This window comes from Ruegeria sp. C2 (genome assembly GCF_056537765.1).
This window is the reverse complement of sequence record NZ_JBQFRZ010000015.1, coordinates 1-19,150: the sequence shown is the minus strand read 5'-3', so window position 1 is coordinate 19,150 and position 19,150 is coordinate 1. Positions and strand designations below refer to the sequence as shown.

Sequence of the window (19,150 nt, the reverse complement as noted above, 5' to 3'; positions counted from 1 at the left end):
TCGATATGCGTTTGTTTACGTAAATTGGAGGTAGGCAGACCTTCACCCTCGAACCGCAGTTTGCAATACGCTCACCTCGGCCCGGATCGCCCCCAATGATGCGGCCGGAGCAATCTCGTGGGCTGTTCCAGTGGCGACATCATAAAGCAAGGCTGAGACGGTGATCGCGTCCGGTACCTCCGGTGCTACCGCTAGGCGCTTGATGTCTGCGAAAAGGTCGCTTTCCTGATCCGTGATCGCGTACTCGGACACATCTAGCCCAAGCTTTTTCAGCAGCGCGTCCTGAAGGTCTGGATTGGACAGCCGCTGGGCTCCACATTGTGTGTGCTGCATCAGGATTACGTTGAACGCCTGTTCGCGGCCCTCCGTCATGACGCTCACCAGAAAGGCGAGGGTGGCGATTTCTTCGATTGCGGCGCGTGTAACCCGTCCGCCATTGTTTCGGATTACAACCGCATCACCAAGCTCCAGTCCGAGGATGTGCGCGGGATCGACCCGGGCATCGCCGCAGGTCAGAACAACCGTTCGCAACTTTGGCAGGATCGGCAGGTTAGCACTGTCAAAGCCCGCCGCGAATTCATGGTTTCGAGTGATAAGTTCGTCCTGAATGTTCATTCAGAGGTCCTTTCGTCTTGGGGGACAATCCTTCGTCTTGCGTAGTGTCAGGCGACACGCATCGGTGCGGTCTTTCTGGCGGTGGGCTGATGACTTTCCGCCCACGCGGCGTCGTCTTGGCAATACGACGGGGAAGAAAGCTGTACATAGTCTCGCTGCATCTGGGCGCGATCAAGATCGAAGGGGCGCGTCGTGAGGATCTTTAGAAAGCTGCCGATCGCGCCAATGCTGCCTGGTAGGCTGCGCGCCAGGCCTGGTTGATCAGCGACCTTGCGCCGTACAATGCTTTCGAAGGCTTCAGGTTCGTGCCCGCTGACTTGGAACACGTCTTCGGTTGGGGCGTTCACCGCGAAGGCGCCTCGCCTGTACTCTTCTGAATAGATTGCAAGCTGGGTGACTGCCGCTTCCGAATAGTTTGCTGGGCGCAGGGCTTTCAGCGCCTTGACCATCATACGCTCGGAAATGTCGACATAACGTACCCGCCGCCCCAGCGCGCGGCCCATTGCTTCAGCGATCTCGTTGGGTGACAACAGCGTTGGGCCCGTGGGACGATATGTCTTGCCTGCATGGTGTGCGGGATCCGTCAAGGCACCGACAACTACGCGGGCAATGTCTTCGTTTGAGGGGGCGGCATTATTCTTCACGTCGCCGTCGCCGAGCGGCATCGTGAACTGCCCAAGATGGGCCGCCATGCCCAGTACCATCAGGTAGTTTTCGGCAAACCAGCCGACATTCACCTTGGTCACAGACATCTCGGGACGCATGCCGATCAGGATGTCGCCCAGATAGACTTCGCGTGTAAACAGGGATGGGTGATCCACGCTGGAAAGCCATTGGCTTAGCGTAACGACGTGTTCAATCTTTGCTTCGTAAGCCGCAGCGGTGAAGACTGCATTGAAGTGCAGCCCGTTGGGTGCCGTCGGGGCGCATTGATAAGCCCGCTGCACGCCATTCATGGCCTTGCACATGTCGCTCAGGGAATACTGGTCACCCACGAATAATTCAGCGCCCGCGCGATCTAGCATGTCAGAACGATGATCTCTCTGTCGTATGAACGCACGGACTGGGTAACCCTTGGCTCTGAGCTGATGTGCAACGTGCAGTCCGGTCTTACCGCTTGCACTTGTGACAAGGATCTTGGGTTTGGTAGGCACGGGCACGCTCCTTTAGATGATACTTGCAATCTATAATTTAGATGATACATGCAATCTTAAATGTCAACCCCGTCTGGGAGCGCGAAAATGCCGAGGATGTCGGAAGCCGAGAAACAGCGCAGTCACAACAGGATACTGGATGCTGCAGCGCAGTTGTTCCGCGAACGCGGGGTCGAAGCGACCAGCGTCGCTGACGTCATGAAGGCCGCCGGAATGACACATGGCGGTTTCTACCGGCACTTCGAGTCGAAAGAGGATTTGATCGCGACAGCCTTCTGGCACGCAGTCGACGATGTGGTTTCCGACATGGAGCGCGAAGAAACCAGCGAAGGGCGAAAGAAGGAGCGCCAAGGCTACATAGCTAAGTATCTTTCCCAAGCTCACGCTCAAGATAGTCGGAACGGATGCCCGTTGGCGGCGATGGGAACAGAGCTTGCCCGCACAACGGGCGCGCCCCATCAAGTGGGCGCACAGGCGTTAGATCGCATGGCGGCCCTTTTGCAGGACACGTCGGAAACCGGTTCGGGTCAGGGCTTAGCTGCGATGGCGCTCTTGATGGGCACGATTACCCTGGCTCGTCTGACGGAATCCGAAGAAGAGGCAGACCGAGCGCTGGAAGCAGGGCGCACAGCCATAGGTTTGCTTCAGGATTATTGGCCGAAAGAAAGATCCTAACTGTGGCAGAGTATCCCGAGAATTTGACGGCTATGTTGTGGTTTGCCGTCATCCGCTATTCGAAAATGCTGCAAGGTGCACGAACGGCAGCAATGCGCAGGCTGCGCTGCAGCGTCGAGTGGTGAGGCAAACGGCTGGTTTGGGCCGACTCGCAACCCAAATTCCAAGAGGTCACCCGTCCAGAACCTTCAACGTAAGCTCAACAATCCTCTGAAAGCCCTTCCGTCCCGCAATTTCATATCCCTGAATGGCATATGCCTTGCGCTTTGCCTTGAAATGCTTCGCAGAGTCCTGCGCCAGTTTGTGCGCTTCCTCTAGCTCGCTTTTGCCCATTTGATATGCCGTGTATGCCAATCTCATCTGGAAGATCGTGGCACGACCGAATTCGGCGGCAAAAATGGCTGGCGTCTTGCCGGTGTAAGTTTGGAGAGTTGGGTTCGCGCCAGCAACAAGAAGAGCTTCAAAACATCGATCGGCTCCAACCTTGGCGGCTGAATGCAATGCTGTCCGACCAAGTGCGTCACGCGCATCAATATCCACATGGCGATCAATGAGGGCGTTTACCATGTCTACATCTTTTCGCTCGGCCGCCAGCATCAGCGCAGTCTGTTTCAAATAGTCCCGCGCATTCAGAACATCCGTGGGCAGCAAGCTTACTAGCTTCAAATGCGTTTCGGCCATCGAGTTAGCAAGTTCGACCGGATCTTTGTGGATTCCGGAATAGGTCGGCATTTGCCTCATTGCACGCACAAGATCCGGCACCATCTTTGATGTCACAGTGAAGAACGTGTCACCACGCACATCTCTTAGCTTGCGCTTAAGCTTGCCGCGAAAGTGCTTGATGAAACCGCGTAACTCCAACTCTGACGCACTGGAGAGAAGCAAACCAGCGTATGACCTAATGATGTCAGATTCCTGTTGAAGCGGCGCTTCGATTTCCACCCCTTCATAAGGGCGAACAATGTTCTCCCAGAACCAAGCCGCGTGATCGGCCGCCGCTAAGCGCATAGAGTAATCGATCGGGCCTTCACCGAGCTTCCAGCGAGCAGCTACTTCAGGTTCAACTGACTTGCAAAGTAATCGAAAACTGCGTTCCGCACTGCGACGGCTGAACGCTTCCTGAGCAACCGCAAGTGAGAAGTTGAGCTTAGCGATATCCAGTTTCAGTGGGCCGATGGACCGTGCCAGACAGAGTTCGAGAGCCTTTTCAGCGTGTTCGCACGCGCCGTCAAAATTTCCTGACGAAATTTCGTTAAGGGCGCTAAGATAGGCGAGGTCCGGTTCAAACTCGGCAATGCCGGGCAATTTTCGAAGCTTTGCCAAGTGTGCTGCGACACGGTATTGGCGATCGGGTTCATTGCTTTTCTGGATTTCAATGCAGTGATCGATGGCTTCCTGAATCCTTTGTCGCTGTTCTACCAAGCTTCCGTTGAATGTCATTATCGCCGGCGACCTTAGCTTTAGATCTCGAAAAACATCGGGGAGCGTATCGTCGCACGGTACAGAACTTATTATTCCACTCAGGAAATCGGCTACCTGCTCTGTGGCCAGTAGCCTTCCGGACCCGTCTGGTGTAATCACACGAAACGGGCCTTCCTTTATCCAGAAAGGTAGAGCCTTAGCAAAAGCCTGATCGGCCGATGGCGGGTTGGCTGGGTCTGTCGCGACAGTAGCCTCGTGGCTCCACCTAAAAAGCTCGATCAAATGCAGCGCCTTGTTGCGCATAGGATCCGCGTCGTTCGGCTGAACACCTGGCGTCAAAAATCCAACGAGATCCTTGTAGCTTTGCTCGAGTGCACGCGCCCAAAGCAACAACGAGCGAAGCTGCGGTGTCGACAGATGAGCTTCGTCTGAACTCTTATATGAAAACTTATGATCGTCATTAAACCACTCCTTGATCCTGGAAATCGCTGGCGTCGTTCGGCCTGACTTCCAGTTGTCAAGGGTCCGTCTCCTTTCTTCATCGTACTCTCCCCAAAGCTGATCGAGAGGTCCTTCCACTTGCTTCAGCCACCAACTCAGAATTGCTTCGACCGGCAGGATCAAACGATTTGAGTTCGCAGTGTCTTGATGGGGCAAAAACCAAAGGCCTTCTTCAGGCATGCGAGGTAAAAGCGCTTCATCCTGACACCAGAAGCCCCACGTTCTGCCAAGGGCAGGCATAACGTCGAACGCAAGAAGCACCCAAAGTGCCTGCTGCGGATTTACCGAATATGTCCGCGTGTGGAGCTCTAACGCATCCAGAGACAGCCCAAGTCTCAAAGCTTGCTCAACAACATCGCCCCATAGGGTTGATGATTGCTCCAGACCCAACGCCTGCCTTAGCAAATCAAGCAACTCGAGCGTTCGGTCAGCCCCTCCCTCCAATCGCATCTCAAAATTTGCATAACGGCGGCGTTCGGAGTGCTGCCATTTCGGTGAGCCGAATAGCGACACAGCATAAAGGAGTGCGGAATGTGAAGTTGGAAGTTGAGCTTTCGGCAGAGTGTCGAGCATGGTCACACCTCAGCCTGTTGGCGGTGCAGCCTGGACAGCTCTGCCTTCACGTTCCGAAACGCCCGCCGATCACTCGGTGTTCGTGAGAAAACCAGTAATCCACCACCAGCCAGGAATAGCTTTGAGTGTTTTTTTCCAGAGACATAACGCGCCCCAGACTTCACTTCTTTTGCAATCACCTTGTTCAACTCCTTGTCTTTTGAATAATACACTTTGCACCTCGATAAGGGGATGGCGGCGCAACCACCATCCCAATCATTTCTTTCAGTAACTGTCGTAGCCGAGCCTTTTTTAGAAGCCTTTGTGCGTGCTGCGCGCGGCTGGCTAGAGGCTACTATTTCCCCTTAGGCGGATTGTTTCCGCGGCCAGAACCAGATTTGTTTCCTGTGGTTGATGGGCCGTTCGTAGGGCGTGGATTTGCCATTTCTCTTTCCTTTTCTTTGATCCATTTTTTGCCTCGCAACTGAATGTTGCTTGGCATGAGGAAGAGATAATCGAAGCCGACCCCATCCGTGAGGAAATCGAGAATACAGTCGCAAAACTGATCATGAGGGAGACAATTGGCCTTAAGATCACGTCAAACAGCCAATTTACGCCTAGGTCCAGAGCAGTTCGCACGGCGAATGTCTGCTAAGCGGGCTGCATCTGCAGCGGTAGGTACCAGAGCTAGACGGCGGCTTGGGGCCGGACCTGTCACAGATCGCTTACCCGTCCTTCTTACAAAGTCGCACTTCGTGGCTGGTGCTATTAAATATGGAGCTAGGAAACTGGGGCGATTGTCCGGGATGTTGAGAGTAGTGACGGTTTTTCGAGTGAACAAGCTTCTGATAGGAGAAGACCATCGACAAAACAGAACCCGACTGGTGCCCATGAGACAACACCGTTGTTTCCGCGGCTCCTTTCCAATTGATGATCTTTCAAGACAATTAACCCTGTTCAGAAAGCCCTGCACGCTGATCCAAGTCCAGCACCGCAGGGTCTATCATGCGGTTTTTTGCGCTCATTCTGACAGAATTCCGCATGGCTTCACTTCGGCGAAGCAATCGACGGAAACGCGCCTCGTCGAGCAAAAGTAGTGTCGAGGGCGCCAACGCCCGCACGTTAACGCGACGGGGCCGTTTCAACAGCATGGCCAATTGCCCGAACATTTCGCCACGACCTAACCGCGTAGTGTGTCTGCCTAACTCCACTTCGACTGCGCCAGAAGCGATGAAGAACACACTCCGGGCGAGTTCATCTTTGGAGATGATGGTTTCACCTGCATTGGCATAACGGGTACGCAGTGCTCTGCTGAGTTTTCTCAGTGATGCTTTGTCGAGATCAGAGAATAGCGGAAACTGCCTGACCAGATCCCGTCCTTTGAGGGCGATGTCCAGTACCGGACGCCCTTCAGTTAAGGCACGGCGTGCCGCCATTTCCTGCATCAACACCGAATAGAGTTCTTCACCCACCAGGCCGTCTTCGCGCATGACCGTGTATTCACGCTCTTCCAGTCGCAGCGCAGTTCGTCGGATGAACCGCCGCTCCAGTTTTTCGGCATAGCCTGGATATTGTAGCCGCAAACCATCAAGCGCGGTCTCAACCGCCTCGGATCGACGTGCCAACAGATCATCGAGCAATTCCGCAACCCGGCGGCCGTGAATCCGTCGTATGCGGCCACGGACAAACCCGTCGAGATCCCGCAGGATCAGGCGTTGCATGAGCAGTCTTTCAAACCGATCCGTTGTGATACGCGTGAGTGGAAACGAGATTCGAAGCCGGTTGTGCAGAAACACAGCGATCCGGAAAGACTTGCCGTAAACGACGGACCGATTTGACGCGCGTTGATAGCCGATCCGGCCTCCGGTCCGTGCCCCTTCAATGAGTCTATCCGCGTCGGACAGAACTTTTTCACTCAGAACCGACGACATGGTGCGCTCTCGCATTCGGGCCAACACGGAATCTCGCTCCGCACCGGCCAGTGCAATCAGGCCAAGCGTGATCCGGTCACGATCAAGGATCTGAGCGCTGTCTTCGGCGGCCTTTACAGCTTCATCGAGGCGTTCGCTGAACTGTTTGGCTTCGGTTCTGACGATATCGTGAGTCAGGTTGTAGTTTTCTGCGGTGCGGGACACGTCCTCGCGCACTGATTGCAAGGCGACCGCGACCACCTGGCGTGATAGTGCCGTATCAAGCGGAGAGAGCTTGTCGAGCCCCAGCTTTGTGATCACCGAGCGCAAGGTTGTGCCCTGAATAATCAGCGTAAACAGTGTAAAGCCTGTGGCCAGGATGCCAACCAGACGCTTGGTCTCGAGCGGGATATGCGTGCTTTCGGTGACTGCCAGCGCCAGCGCCAGAGTCACGGCACCCCGCAGCCCACCCCACAGCATCGCGGTGCGATAGGGGCGTTCCACAGCCGGCGACAGACCGATTGTCGTAAGCAATGGCAACAACCCGAACAGAACCGCCGCCCGCGCGAGTGTTGCAGCAAGAACCACCACAGCCAACAGGCCAAAGTCAGACGGTCGCACGCCTTCCAACAATCTCGGTATCAGCAATGCTGCAAGAATAAAGATCAGCGCCCCGGCCCAATGCGCCAGAAGGTCCCATACTTCTTGCAGATTTGCCCAAGCGACCGGTGACACTCGACCGGGGCCGGTCAGATTGAGAGTAAGCCCTGCCGCCACAACAGCGATGACACCCGAAGCACCGATGCTTTGTTCAGCAACGATATAGGAGAGATACGGCAGCGCAACGGAAACTGAAATTTGCGCCATTTCCCAGCGGTCTACGAAAGCCATCAGCCAAACCGTCATGCGCGCCATGAGCCAACCGGTGAGTACTCCGCCTAAGATCAACAGAGGAAATTGCCCCAAGGCTTCACTTAGTAAGGGATCGGGTCTTCCGAGCATGACAAAGCTCATGAATAGCCCGAAAAGAGCAATCGCTGCGGCATCGTTGAGAAGGCTTTCGCCCTCGATAATTCGTGACAGCCTGCGTGGTGCGGAGATGGATCGAAAAATGCTGACAACCGCCGAGGGATCAGTTGTCGACACAATAGCACCGATCAACAGGCAGGCGGCCAGCGGCAACGTACTTACCCAACTGAGCGCGTAGCCAATAGAAAGTGTAGCCACAATCACTGCCACAACGGCCATCATCAGGATGGGCATCCAGTCGTCCAGCATCCTGCGTAGGTTCATGCCGAGTGTGGCCTGAAAGAGCAACGTTGGCAGGAAAACATAAAGGAATGCGTTGGACCGGATCGGCAGATCAATGATCGCTTGCGCCCCAGGATTCAGCGCATCCGTCAGGTCAGTGTTGAGAAAAAAGGTCGCGCCAAGCCCGATCACCACCCCCAGGACGGCGAGAATAACGCTGAAAGGCAAGCGCAATCGAGCAGCCAGTGGCTCCGCCACGCCGATTACAACAAAAAGCGAAGTGATGATGGTCGTAATTACGACTATGTCCATCAATACCTATTACCTGAGAACTCGAACTAAGGGAATCCAACCTTCAAACCGGATCGACCCTGTGGGATCAATGTGTGAACTTACACTCTTCAATAATGTGCAGTTGCAGCGAATGTCAGGAATGACGGGCCGCAGTGCGACACCAGCGCGGTGAGTGAACGGCAGGTTTGGGCCGGAGCGTGGTGAGGCCATTGAATGAAGAAGCCCCGCGTAGTCTCTACGCGGGGCTCTCCAATCTCTGTTGTTTGACCTAGTTCCCAGCCGTCACCGACCCGATCGACCAGAACATCGTCTCGCCCGAGGCGTCGTCGACGCCGTCATTGTCGGTCATCACAAACGCCTCACCCGAGGGCAGGATGGCCAGACCTTCGATCTTGTCCAGAACATAGCCGCCGGTCGAGGTCAGGTCGGGTAGCAGGTCGCGGACCTCTTGCTTGCTGACTACGGGCAGGGGGCCACCCAGCGGGGCTGGGGTCATTTCGGACAGCGGGATGCGGTAGACCTTCTTGGTCACGGCACGGTGGTCGTGCTGGTTGTCGCGCTCGATGACATAGACATGAGCACCGAAGGCCACGATTTCCGACAGGCCGACCCATCCGGTTTCGGGCTGTGCTTTGGGATAGTGCACGGCACCCCATTCCTTGTTCTCAAGGTTATAGGCCACCAGTTTCACATGGTTCTCAGGGTCGTCCTTCCATTCCCGCTGAACGGCCATCCACAAGGTGTCACCGACGCGGGTGATGCCTTCGAAGCCAAAGCGTTTTTCGACTGCCATCAGTTCCGGCGGCAGGCCGATTTCACCCTTGCGGTCTTTGATGAGGCCGTTCGCCGAGACATGATAGATCCCGTGCGGGATGACCCGGTCGGTGCGGCCTTCGGAGACGACGTAGAAGCCACCGTTGCCGTCCAGCGTGATGCCCTCAAGATCAAGCTTCTGCGCCGGGTTTCCGTCCTGACGGTGGATGCGGATCACGTCCACGATACGGGCGGGTTGCTGGCTGGGGTCGATCTTGAAGATCGAGGGCTGGAAGCCGTAGAAGCTGTCGTTGACCGCATAGATCATGCCGTCCTCATCCGCGACCAGACCGGACAGAGCTCCCCACCCAATCAGTTCATCTGCACCTTCCGAGGTCAGGTGAGGGTAAGCTGCGGGGGCATCCTGATACTCAAAAATGGACACATGCGCGCGGGGGCCACCATCTTCGATCAGGTCTTTTTCGTTGGCCGAGATCAGCAGGTTACGCTCGGGGATCGCCACATAGCCTTCCGGGCCAACACCCGAGGGCAGCAGTTGTTTCAGCACAGGGTGTGCCGGATCGGTGGCGTCATAGACCCCCACGACCGAGGCACGTTCGGCACCCACAAAGATCATCGGTGCGCCGCTGAAGATGGCCGCGGTCACGCTCTCGGGCTCGACCCCTTTGCTGTCCGAGCGTTTGTCGGGGTAGTGGCCGATCTGGATGATAGCTTTCTCGAAATCGGCGCCGTTTTCGTAAACAACGGTGCCGTCTTTGTGGAAGATCGTCCAACCGCGCGAGCCGCCCTTATAATCGCCTTCATTGGCGGTGGCGAAGTGGTTATCGTCGATCCATTTCACCGCGTCGGGTTCACGCAAGCGGCCCGGCTGGTTTTCGGTGAAGATCAGCGCACCGCGCTCATCGGTGGCGTCGATGCCTTCCAGATCCACGCTACCGGCCGAGAAATGGCTGATGACGGTGCCGTCCTTGCCAACAACAGCGATGTGGTTGTTTTCCTGCAGAGTGACGACGGTTTCGCCCAGAGCGTTTATGTCAACGAATTCAGGCTCGGGGTCGGTCGGGGCGACATCGGCCAAACCGGTCAGAGAGGCCATGGTCATACCCGAACAATCCAGCGCGCCATCTTTTAGCGGCACCAGCGCCAGCGACCCGGCGGGCAGCTGCGGGATGATACCGTCGTTCAGGTCTTCGTCCCGCTCATTCTCGATCGCGACGGCGACAAAGCTGGCATCGGGCGAGATGGCGACGCTGTCGGGCTGACCGCCCAGATCACAGGCACCGGTTTCGGCCTTGCCCGCGATATCGACTGAAATCAGCTTGCCCGATGGCGCGGTATAGCTTTCTGAAGTGTTGACACCCACAAAGGCGGTCGCGCCAACGATCCCGACCGAGGTCGGCTCGCCACTCACCTCCATCGCACCCAAAGGAGCCGGGTTCGCAGGATCGGTAATGTCGACCATGCCGATCACGCCCAGCGGGCTATCGGTGTAAACCAGTGTCATGCCATCTGCGGTTGCCGCGATGATCTCGGGCGAGGTTTCGCGTGCGGTGTCCGCGCCCTCGGCCATGTTCTTGACGACGGGGAAAGACGCAATTCGGTTAAAATTCATTTCTGCCACGGCCTGACCGGCTGTCAGGGCAAGGGCAGATGTCAGGCAGGCAAAGCGCAATGACATCGTTTGGTATCCTCTCTCACTTGATGAGAGTGGCATGGCCGCGATTCATTGCGGTTTTGTGACGGTTCGGATTCAATTTGATGACAACCGCAGAAAGGTAGATCACCGCCGTATACGTTAGCCAATTCAAACCCCACCAGATCTAAGGCTGTGTCGCAAGAGCGGGTTTTTTGGGACCATATTCTGTCCGGGATAACTACGATTTAGCGCTCGTAGCCAATGTCGTGTTTGACGCGCCGTGCCACAGCATCGGAGCGAATTCCAATGACCGCTACGGGCCGTCTGCTGGCCCTGTCGCTGATACTGTGATGCACCCTAGGTCAACTGTGAGCCTAGCCTGTGAATTCGAATTTCTCGCTTGGTGCAGCCGCAGTACCAGAAGTGTTGCAAACGTTAAGTATGGTCACTGTTGCTAGTGCAGAGGGAACGTCTATCAAGCCGGAGTTGGGCCGGACAAATGGGGTTGTCATCTATAACTTGACGATCCGTTCTCGCGATCCAAACATTTTCCGTGGAAGCTGTGGCAGCTTCACAATTGCGCATGATAAACTGCTTGCAACGCATAAGATCAGAGATGAACCATGCGGTTACCGGATGAAAGCGATACGGAATATGGAACGGGCAATGTCCGGGCATTTCTGGAAAGCTTGACCGGTCCGTCTCGCGGAACCGTAACCTGGCTTGTCGGCACCGCTTTGTCCGCTTCACTAGGTCAAGACCGTATCCTGAAGATAAGGCGGAAAGAGGATGTACCCCCACATGACGAAGATGTGGCGACCTTTCAATGGTCGCAAGGCGGTTACACGCTAAACGCGCTGCCCGGCCGGGAAATCTGGGTCAATGGTCAAAAGACTGCTTCGGCAGTTCTTAGGCATGGCGACATGATCGAGTTTGGTGAAAAGGGTCCCATGTCGCGCTACAGGATGTGTGACCACTCATTCCCTGCACATCACACGGTCGAAGACATAATAAGTGACGCTTATGTGTATGCGCGCTCCAGCCGACGACCCTTCGCCAGCAAAATGTCCAGTGCGCTGCGCGAAGGCGGACGTCGACTGACATCACAAACCACGGTTTTGTTCCGGTTTACCGTTATCGGTCTACTTCTACTGATTACAGCCTTTGGCTATTTGCTTTTTCAGAACGATCGGAAGCTGGCGGATAGCCTGAAACAGGAATCTCTCAAGATCGAGGCGGTTGCTGTCATGCTTACGCAGACGCGAGAAGATGCATTGACGGCGGATGATCTGGTCGCGCTCAGAGAAGCGTTTGACAATCAGGTGCTTTCCACCGAACAGCGCCTTGGGACATTGGAAGAGCGTGCTGGTGCATCCAGGCGGGTAATAACGGGCTCGACGCGATCCATTGCCTTTATCCAAGGGGCCTACGGATTGCGTCAAACCGAAAGCGGCAAATTACTGCGGCATGTGCTTGGCCCAGACGGGGAGAAACTAAAAACTCCATTCGGGAAACCGTGGATTGAGCCAGATGCGGCAGGCGCGCCGGCAGAGTTTCAGTTCACCGGGACCGGGTTTCTTTTGCAGGACACCTCTCTGTTGGTGACCAACCGTCATGTCGCCTTGCCCTGGACGACCGGGGATCGGGCACAGGCCCTGAAGGCAGCAGGGCTTGAAGCCGAGATACTTAGTCTGCTGGCTTATCTGCCAGAACAATCCGAGCCAATGGAAGCGGTATTGCTTAGGGCAAGCAAAACGGCCGATCTGGCGCTTCTGTCCGTTGATGCGAACCGTGTTCAAGGGCTTGGGCTTACACTGGCACCTGACCCGCCGCGTGCAGGTGAAGAAGTTTTCCTGCTTGGATTTCCAACTGGCCTAAAGGCCTTGATTGTGCAGGCCGGGCCGGATTTTCTGAAAACGCTGGAGAGCGATGGCGCCGTCGACTTCTGGACGATTGCAAAAAATCTTTCAGAGCAGAACAAGATCAGGCCTCTGGCCAGCCGGGGAATCGTCGCCCAGACCAGTCCCGGTGCAGTCGTTTATGATGCTGAAACCACAACCGGCGGAAGCGGCGGACCTGCCCTGAACCGAAATGGCGAGGTGGTGGCTATCAATGCCGCGATCTTACCTGAATTTGGCGGCTCCAACATCGGTGTTCCTGTATCGCACCTCAAAGTGCTTCTGGAGGAAATCCGGTAGCAGCCACTGGGGCGAAACTCCCGCTGACTGTTACCGTCAACAGAGATAGCTCAGAATTGTATTAGTTCTGCGCTTAGCTAGGGTCTAAACATTGTATTCCTTGTTATGGATCGGGAACGCAGGCCAACGCGTACCCGATCAGCTGAGGCAGGTCGTGTAGCATGAAAGATGCTTCGCGCTGCCGGGAGCCGTTCTTCGACACTCACTTCGAGATGGGGGACTCTGAGACCCTGGGGTCGCAACCGAACAGCGGCAGCAGTTTCATGCTACGAGCCAAATCTGCCACATACTGTTTTAGTTGAATAGCGAAATTGCTTCATGCATTATATTTGAAAATTAAATAGATACCCCATGGATATTGAACTCGCGCGAACATTTCTGGCGATTGTCGAAACGGGCAGTTTTCTGGAGGCTGCCAACAAGGTTTACGTTACGCAATCAACAGTGAGCATGCGCATTCGGTCACTCGAACAACAGCTCGGACGACCAGTATTCGAGCGCGGAAAATCGGGTGCTACACTTACTCCGGCCGGGCACCGCTTTCATAAACACGCGCAGGCACTTGTCAGGTGCTGGACACAAGCCCGGATCGACGCCTCCCTGCCTGATGCGGTGGAAGCTGCTCTGGAAATCGGTGCTGTGCCCAGCTTGTGGGACGGGTTCCTGATCGACGCGATGCCAGCGTTCATGCAAGCGTTTCCGAATGTGGCGGTTCACGGGTCTACGGTTTCAACTGAAACACTGCTGAGCCAAACGACTGCGGGCGCGCTGGATTTGGCTGTGATGTATGATCCGCGGAACACTGTCGGGCTGACCGCAATGCAGTTGTTTGAAGATGATTTCGTACTCGTGAGCAGCGATTTCGATACCTCGCGAAGCCCATTTGAAGAAAACTATGTTCTGATCGACTGGGGGCCAGAATTCCGTGCCGATCACCTGCTGAACTTTCCGGAAATTCCGACGCCAATGTTGCAGCTTGGAATTGGCACACTTGGCCTGAACTATTTGAAAGCCCAGCCGGGAGCCGGATTTTTTCCCTGGCGGGTTGTTTCGCAGGAAGTCGAAACCGGTTGGTTGAGGGTGATTGAGGATGCTCCTCGGTTTGCTTATGCCGCCTATGCTGTTTTTGCAGACGATGATCCTGAAAGCCTCCCCTGCAAGGCCGCCCAGCTATTGAGTGCCTTTGCAAAAGAACAGTTTCCCGTCACGGCCTGAGATGGCGGACTACTCGCGGCTTACCATGTAGAAGGCGAATTGTCAGTTTTCGGAAGCCTCCAGGGCTTCGGTTGCTGCGGGTTGCATTTTGCCAGACTCGAACATTAGACCTGCAGTAATCCCGACCATCAAAACGCCGCCCATGATAGCCCAGTACCTCCAACCAAAAGACCTGTGCAAACGCATTTTTCTCTCCACGGTCGTCCATCGAGACCAGAACAGTATAAGGAGGGATAGAAATCTGCCAAATCGTGGGGACTGACCCTCAAAGAGGCAATATACTGAAAACAAACATTTATTCAGATCATCGATAGCACAGTTGAGAAAAAATCATAAGGTTTGGCACTCCGAAAACGAAGATTGATCCCCTAAAATATCGAAGCAGAGGGAAAGGAGGTTTCGATGGATAGGCGTTGGATTAATCGCGTTACCGAACACATAAGGCGTTTCATTGCGTCACAACGGTTCGGGATCGTGAAGCATTCGGCAGCAAAACAGCAGGATTTGCAAAGCACAAGATTGGGACGATGCCGCCGAGATATGGGACCCGTCCGAATTCGACCCGGAAAAAGAAAACCGGGAACGACGTTTGCGCCCGAGCGATTACGAATGGGAAGCAACCGGCGAACTTCCTTGGCGCGGGCACAATCACCGATTCAAAGGAGGTTGAGGGAAATCCAAGGCCTGAACATTGGTTATTACAGTCTCAGGTGACGCAATACTCGCGTCCCCTGATCCCGCATCGCATACCGTTTGGGATCCGAGCGCACCGAAGATGAATTCCCACTCCGGATAGCATGACCGAATACATTTGAGATTATGGGAAAAAATTACGTCGCTTTCGGCCTCTTAGGTCGAAAACAGCGCAGCGCCTTCTGTGTGTTTTGGCAAAATCCAGTACCAATCAAAAACGGTGTACAGAATGCTGGAAGTTCATTCGATTCCCGGCGCTTTTACCGCGCGGGAATGTGAGCAAATTGTTGCTAAATCACAAAAAGCCCCGGCAAACGAGGCCCTGCTTGTTGGGCAGAACAAGGATCATAATCTGCGCAGAGCGGATGTGACTTGGCTGGACGACGTCGACGGCTCTGATTGGGTGATGTCACGCCTGATTGATGTGGTCCGTCGCTCCAACACCGACAAGTTTGGCTTCGATCTGAGCGAGTTCGCCGAAAGTCCGCAGATTGCCTGCTATAAAGCATCAGATGGTGGTCATTTTGCGTGGCATTCCGATATTGGCGACGGTCCAGTCGCCCGAAAAAGAAAGCTGTCGTTGGTTGTTCAACTCAGCAAACCCGGAATGTACGACGGCGGAGACTTGGAGATAATGCCGGGCGCTTATGCTGTAACGGCCAGCCGGCATCAGGGCAGCGCAACCATCTTTCCCAGCTTCTTGTTGCATCAGGTGACACCGGTCGAGAATGGTGATCGGTATTCGTTGACGGTCTGGGCGCATGGCCCGGCGTTTCGGTGATGATTTCCGAACTCGATTGATTAAGAGTCCGAGACTACAAGGCTAACGATTCCTTTCATGTAGGAAACAGAGTCGAAAGAGTTAGGCTTGCCTTTAACATATTCGCTGAAATGGCATTTCCTGTAGTCCAACGTATCTGCTAAATCCTGGAATCCGCACGGTACTGACGCCTGAGTTGCTTTGGTCACTTAATGGCTGGCCTCTATTATGTATCCGTCGGTAAGCGACTGGCGACTGATTTCTCATGGACTAAGTTTGGCAGGCTCACCATATCAGAAGCAACTTTGCCAGCTGCCTTTGAAGTACTTTCGACAGATATGCGTGTCTGACCCAACCGGGGGTGCAGCTTACGAGCCAGAACCCACGTCCAAAGCAAACCCGCGCCACCCGCGGCGAACACGCCAGAGAGCGGTGCCACGAGAAGAACCAGCCAGGCGGCACCAGGTGTAATAATACCCGAAACATCGCGAAAGCTCGCGTAAATTGCTGACATCTCAGTTCGTTCGGAAGGTTTGACTGCGAGAAGGAAAGGCAAACCTGCGGAAACATCAAGTAAGATCAGGAAAATCGAGCCCATCATCAAGAACGCGATTGTGACTTCAGGGATTCCGAATGGAACTCCAGCAAAAAGAAATAGCAGCCCGGACATGAGGAATCCGGTTCTGACTGCTGCGCGCACCGAACTGCGCTGCATAAACCTAAGCATCAGCGGGGTGCAAAACAGGGCGGCATTGGAAATCGATAAAGCAATCCCTCCAAGCTGGCTGCCTAGCCCGTTCTGAACCGCATAGATGGGCAGATATACGACATAAATCCACCACCCGCAGGAACGAACGACTGCGAATACCCATCCGGCAACCAATCGCGGTTGCGCAAAAAACCTCCCGAAATAGGCGAACGGATTTGCGGGAGCGCATTGGCTTCTGGTGATGAGCCTGCCGTTTCCGAGGCGCATAACAAGAAAGATGAGAAGCATGACAATCGCTGCACCGGCGGCAATCAGGAACGGTGCAGGTTGCCACCACTCGTACAATATCGCGCCAAGTGCAGGGCCAGCCGTCCAACCCAGCGCACTGTAGAAAAAAAGCCGAGATGTCTCAAAACGTCCCAGTTCAATCCTGGCAACATGGTCGAGTACATAGGCGTTGAAGCACACAAATGTCGTCACAACGGCGAAAGTCGTGAGTGCGAGCCCCGCAATAACGGCAGCAGGGGTCGCAACGGTCGTCACAACCGCACCCGCGACGTACGAAAGAGTGCCGAATACATAGACCCATCTCCTTGGGACAAACCGGATCAGGTAGGGAACCAGAAGACCGATCAAGAGTGAAACTGTGCCAATGGCGAAATAAATTTCGGATACAAATCGCGCATCCTTCAGCGCGTTGTATATCGCTACCGGAAAAACAGAGATCAAAATACCCCTGGCAATCGCCTCTGATCCCGCCAGAATGGCGAATCCCGGCACACTGGGTGCTGGCGCATGGCGAAGCCATTCTGGTATTCGGCGTTCATGCATGAGAAGTGCTCAATGGACTGGGAATCAGTCAAACCTGTTTCCTCATTTTTTCTCTCCTGGCAGCGACCCGATGTCGTTTTTGCTAATCGTGTAAGTTACAAAAATTCCATAACTGAATTTCGTTTTTTCTTTTTGGGAACCCGCTTCGCTGGCGTTCAATTTTAAGCGCTGAATCCAGCGAAAGCATAGCTTGAACTCGGGCTGGATTCGCCCAGTAGAATGGCCGCAAACGGGAAATCACTGCACGACCGAAAAATCTACCGCTGCGGATGCGAGCACTTTCAGCATGAGCAAAAGTCGTGGCTGCAAAAGTCGGTTTTTTCCGCGATCTGTGAATTCAGGCTCGCCCAGATTTTGCTGCCGCAGCGAATGTCGGCAAAGCGGGCTGCTGCTGCAACACCTGATGGCCTCGCTCAAAGTCGGCAATGGGCCGTTGAAAATGTCTCGAAAAACAGGGCAGGGGCTTATGCTGCGTCAGCTCCGAGTTTCGCAAATCCGGGATGAAATCACCATGGCGATGACGGACCTCGGCGGGGAAGTTGTCATCGAAATCGAGGACCGACCTCCTGGTAAGCGAGAGGGCCGCGTCCGCGATCCTTTCGGAAATGTTTGGATACTGAGCAAGACAATTGAAACTCTGACAAACGAGCAAATTCAAAACCGCTTGGTCGGACAGCTTGGTCTGATCGACATCACGGTGCTCACCTCTTGCAGGGAAACTGACCAAAGGTATGCTTTGTCCATGAACATCCACGGCTTCGATCACATCGTTCTCTGCGTTCATAATGTCGACGTAACGCTTGAGTTCTATCAACAAGTGTTAGGCATGACCCCGCGAGAGGAACGCCCCGGCAAATGGTCCCTACACTTCGGTTCAAACAAAATCAGTCTTCAAGGTGTGGGCACAGCACCGGATCTGGCGAATAAAACCGTTCCGGGAAGCGGTAATTTCTGCCTACTGACCGACACACCAATTGAGGAAATCACCGCGACGCTTCGCGCGCATGACGTCACTATCGTGGAAGGTCCTTCTGAGAAACTGGGCGCCGTCGGCAGGCTTATGTCCGTGTACTTCCGCGATCCAGATGACAATTTGGTCGAGGTAAGCAACAGGCTGGCGTAATAAACGGAGTGCAACACGATGTCAGCCACGCAACCAGGGTCGGGAACGAGCACAAGCTTTTCGAATTTTGCATCGTAGAGAGTAATCATTGTAGCCTCGATGTCGAAACCAAGAGCACAAATCAGCTGGCTGATCACAGCTAAGGTAGGGGCCATGAGGCTCTAAGAACTGGAGAGCAGTCATACCCAGAACGGGATTCATAGATCATATCGGTATCGCGGTGCCGGATCTTGCGGCGGCGAAGGCCTACTATGATGAGCTAATGCCGATCCTTGGCCTCAAGGAGTGGTTCAAAACCGAACCGGCATTCAACTACGGACCGGATGGAAAACTCGGGACGCAGTTGTTCTTCTACCAGGCGAGGGACGATGGGCACTATTCGCGCCACGCTACCGGGCTACAGCACTTGGCATTCTCGGTGGAAAAGCGTGAGATCGTGCATGAGGCGTACAATTGGGCACTCTCGCGGAAGTCACATATTCTGGACGAACCCCAGGAGTTTCCTCAATACGGTAGCCACTATGCGGCCTATTGGCTCGACCCACACGGCATTAAGCTCGAGGTTGTCTGCCACAAAGATGGTGAAAGCAGTTGAGACATCAAACTATCACCAGTGCCCCAAATGCGGAGCTTTGACAAACTGTCGAAAAGCGCTGCGCTATGTCCTCCCAAACGTCTGGCGGTGTAGGTCAGGCGAGAGCCCAATGCGGGCTTTGCCAACCTTTCAAATCACCATCATCCCCGACCTTGATCAGCCCCACTTGAGTGGTCCAATTTGATTGTTAGTGCATGACTGGCCTTTGGTCCATCTGGACGATGGTTTCCGGGGCCGGTGGG

The 19,150-nt window shown here is 54.7% G+C and carries 12 protein-coding genes; 6 read left to right on the top strand and 6 right to left on the bottom strand.

The annotated features are described in order from the left end of the window. Nucleotides 1–42 precede the first annotated feature (42 nt). The gene (locus tag ACR0IV_RS21125) at nt 43–615 is read right to left on the bottom strand and encodes a carbonic anhydrase (protein ID WP_480661009.1); all 573 of its coding nucleotides are present in this window, start codon (nt 613–615) and stop codon (nt 43–45) included. 47 nt (nt 616–662) lie between these two features. Next, a complete protein-coding gene (locus ACR0IV_RS21120) occupies nt 663–1,769 on the bottom strand; it encodes an NmrA family NAD(P)-binding protein (protein WP_480661007.1) in 1,107 nt (368 codons plus the stop codon). 87 nt (nt 1,770–1,856) lie between these two features. Here ACR0IV_RS21120 and ACR0IV_RS21115 point away from each other — a divergent pair, with 87 nt between their 5' ends. Next, complete coding sequence (locus ACR0IV_RS21115; RefSeq protein WP_299948712.1) at nt 1,857–2,444, top strand: TetR/AcrR family transcriptional regulator; 588 nt, start codon at nt 1,857–1,859, stop codon at nt 2,442–2,444. A 171-nt stretch (nt 2,445–2,615) separates the two neighbouring features. On the opposite strand, the gene ACR0IV_RS21110 is transcribed toward ACR0IV_RS21115, so the two are convergent. From ACR0IV_RS21110 to ACR0IV_RS21100, 3 genes are all read right to left on the bottom strand, one after another. Then, nucleotides 2,616–4,940 carry an ankyrin repeat domain-containing protein gene (locus ACR0IV_RS21110; protein WP_480661005.1) on the bottom strand — a complete coding sequence of 775 codons (2,325 nt, stop codon included), beginning with the start codon at nt 4,938–4,940 and terminating at the stop codon, nt 2,616–2,618. 926 nt (nt 4,941–5,866) lie between these two features. Beyond that, nucleotides 5,867–8,392, bottom strand: coding sequence for a cation:proton antiporter (locus ACR0IV_RS21105; protein WP_170511042.1), 2,526 nt, complete (start codon nt 8,390–8,392; stop codon nt 5,867–5,869). Nucleotides 8,393–8,642: 250 nt separating this feature from the next. Next, complete coding sequence (locus ACR0IV_RS21100; protein ID WP_480473212.1) at nt 8,643–10,826, bottom strand: esterase-like activity of phytase family protein; 2,184 nt, start codon at nt 10,824–10,826, stop codon at nt 8,643–8,645. A 581-nt stretch (nt 10,827–11,407) separates the two neighbouring features. Between ACR0IV_RS21100 and ACR0IV_RS21095 the strand changes: the two genes are divergently transcribed. The 3 genes from ACR0IV_RS21095 to ACR0IV_RS21085 all read left to right on the top strand — a co-directional run bounded on the left by ACR0IV_RS21095 (nt 11,408) and on the right by ACR0IV_RS21085 (nt 15,671). Next, nucleotides 11,408–12,982, top strand: a complete 1,575-nt coding sequence (locus tag ACR0IV_RS21095) for a trypsin-like peptidase domain-containing protein (RefSeq protein WP_480661003.1) — start codon at nt 11,408–11,410, stop codon at nt 12,980–12,982. A gap of 351 nt (nt 12,983–13,333) precedes the next feature. After that, nucleotides 13,334–14,197, top strand: coding sequence for a LysR family transcriptional regulator (locus ACR0IV_RS21090; protein ID WP_480661001.1), 864 nt, complete (start codon nt 13,334–13,336; stop codon nt 14,195–14,197). Between the two features lie 922 nt (nt 14,198–15,119). Further along, nucleotides 15,120–15,671, top strand: coding sequence for a 2OG-Fe(II) oxygenase (locus ACR0IV_RS21085; RefSeq protein ID WP_480661037.1), 552 nt, complete (start codon nt 15,120–15,122; stop codon nt 15,669–15,671). Nucleotides 15,672–15,876: 205 nt separating this feature from the next. Here the strand turns inward: ACR0IV_RS21085 and ACR0IV_RS21080 are convergent, their stop codons facing one another. Then, complete coding sequence (locus ACR0IV_RS21080; protein WP_480660999.1) at nt 15,877–17,190, bottom strand: MFS transporter; 1,314 nt, start codon at nt 17,188–17,190, stop codon at nt 15,877–15,879. 286 nt (nt 17,191–17,476) lie between these two features. Between ACR0IV_RS21080 and ACR0IV_RS21075 the strand changes: the two genes are divergently transcribed. Both ACR0IV_RS21075 and ACR0IV_RS21070 read left to right on the top strand, forming a co-directional pair. Beyond that, complete coding sequence (locus ACR0IV_RS21075; protein ID WP_480660997.1) at nt 17,477–18,313, top strand: VOC family protein; 837 nt, start codon at nt 17,477–17,479, stop codon at nt 18,311–18,313. Between the two features lie 181 nt (nt 18,314–18,494). Then, on the top strand, nt 18,495–18,908 hold the full coding sequence (locus ACR0IV_RS21070) for a VOC family protein (RefSeq protein ID WP_480661035.1): 414 nt from the start codon (nt 18,495–18,497) through the stop codon (nt 18,906–18,908). Nucleotides 18,909–19,150: the final 242 nt, after the last annotated feature.

Bases quoted from the DNA above. Each gene is read 5' to 3' on its own strand.
- ACR0IV_RS21125 (WP_480661009.1), bottom strand. From the start codon at position 615: ATGAACATTCAGGACGAACTTATCACTCGAAACCATGAATTCGCGGCG.
- ACR0IV_RS21115 (WP_299948712.1), top strand. From the start codon at position 1,857: ATGCCGAGGATGTCGGAAGCCGAGAAACAGCGCAGTCACAACAGGATA.
- ACR0IV_RS21110 (WP_480661005.1), bottom strand. From the start codon at position 4,940: ATGCTCGACACTCTGCCGAAAGCTCAACTTCCAACTTCACATTCCGCA.
- ACR0IV_RS21105 (WP_170511042.1), bottom strand. From the start codon at position 8,392: ATGGACATAGTCGTAATTACGACCATCATCACTTCGCTTTTTGTTGTA.
- ACR0IV_RS21100 (WP_480473212.1), bottom strand. From the start codon at position 10,826: ATGTCATTGCGCTTTGCCTGCCTGACATCTGCCCTTGCCCTGACAGCC.
- ACR0IV_RS21095 (WP_480661003.1), top strand. From the start codon at position 11,408: ATGCGGTTACCGGATGAAAGCGATACGGAATATGGAACGGGCAATGTC.
- ACR0IV_RS21090 (WP_480661001.1), top strand. From the start codon at position 13,334: ATGGATATTGAACTCGCGCGAACATTTCTGGCGATTGTCGAAACGGGC.
- ACR0IV_RS21085 (WP_480661037.1), top strand. From the start codon at position 15,120: ATGCTGGAAGTTCATTCGATTCCCGGCGCTTTTACCGCGCGGGAATGT.
- ACR0IV_RS21080 (WP_480660999.1), bottom strand. From the start codon at position 17,190: ATGCATGAACGCCGAATACCAGAATGGCTTCGCCATGCGCCAGCACCC.
- ACR0IV_RS21075 (WP_480660997.1), top strand. From the start codon at position 17,477: ATGAGCAAAAGTCGTGGCTGCAAAAGTCGGTTTTTTCCGCGATCTGTG.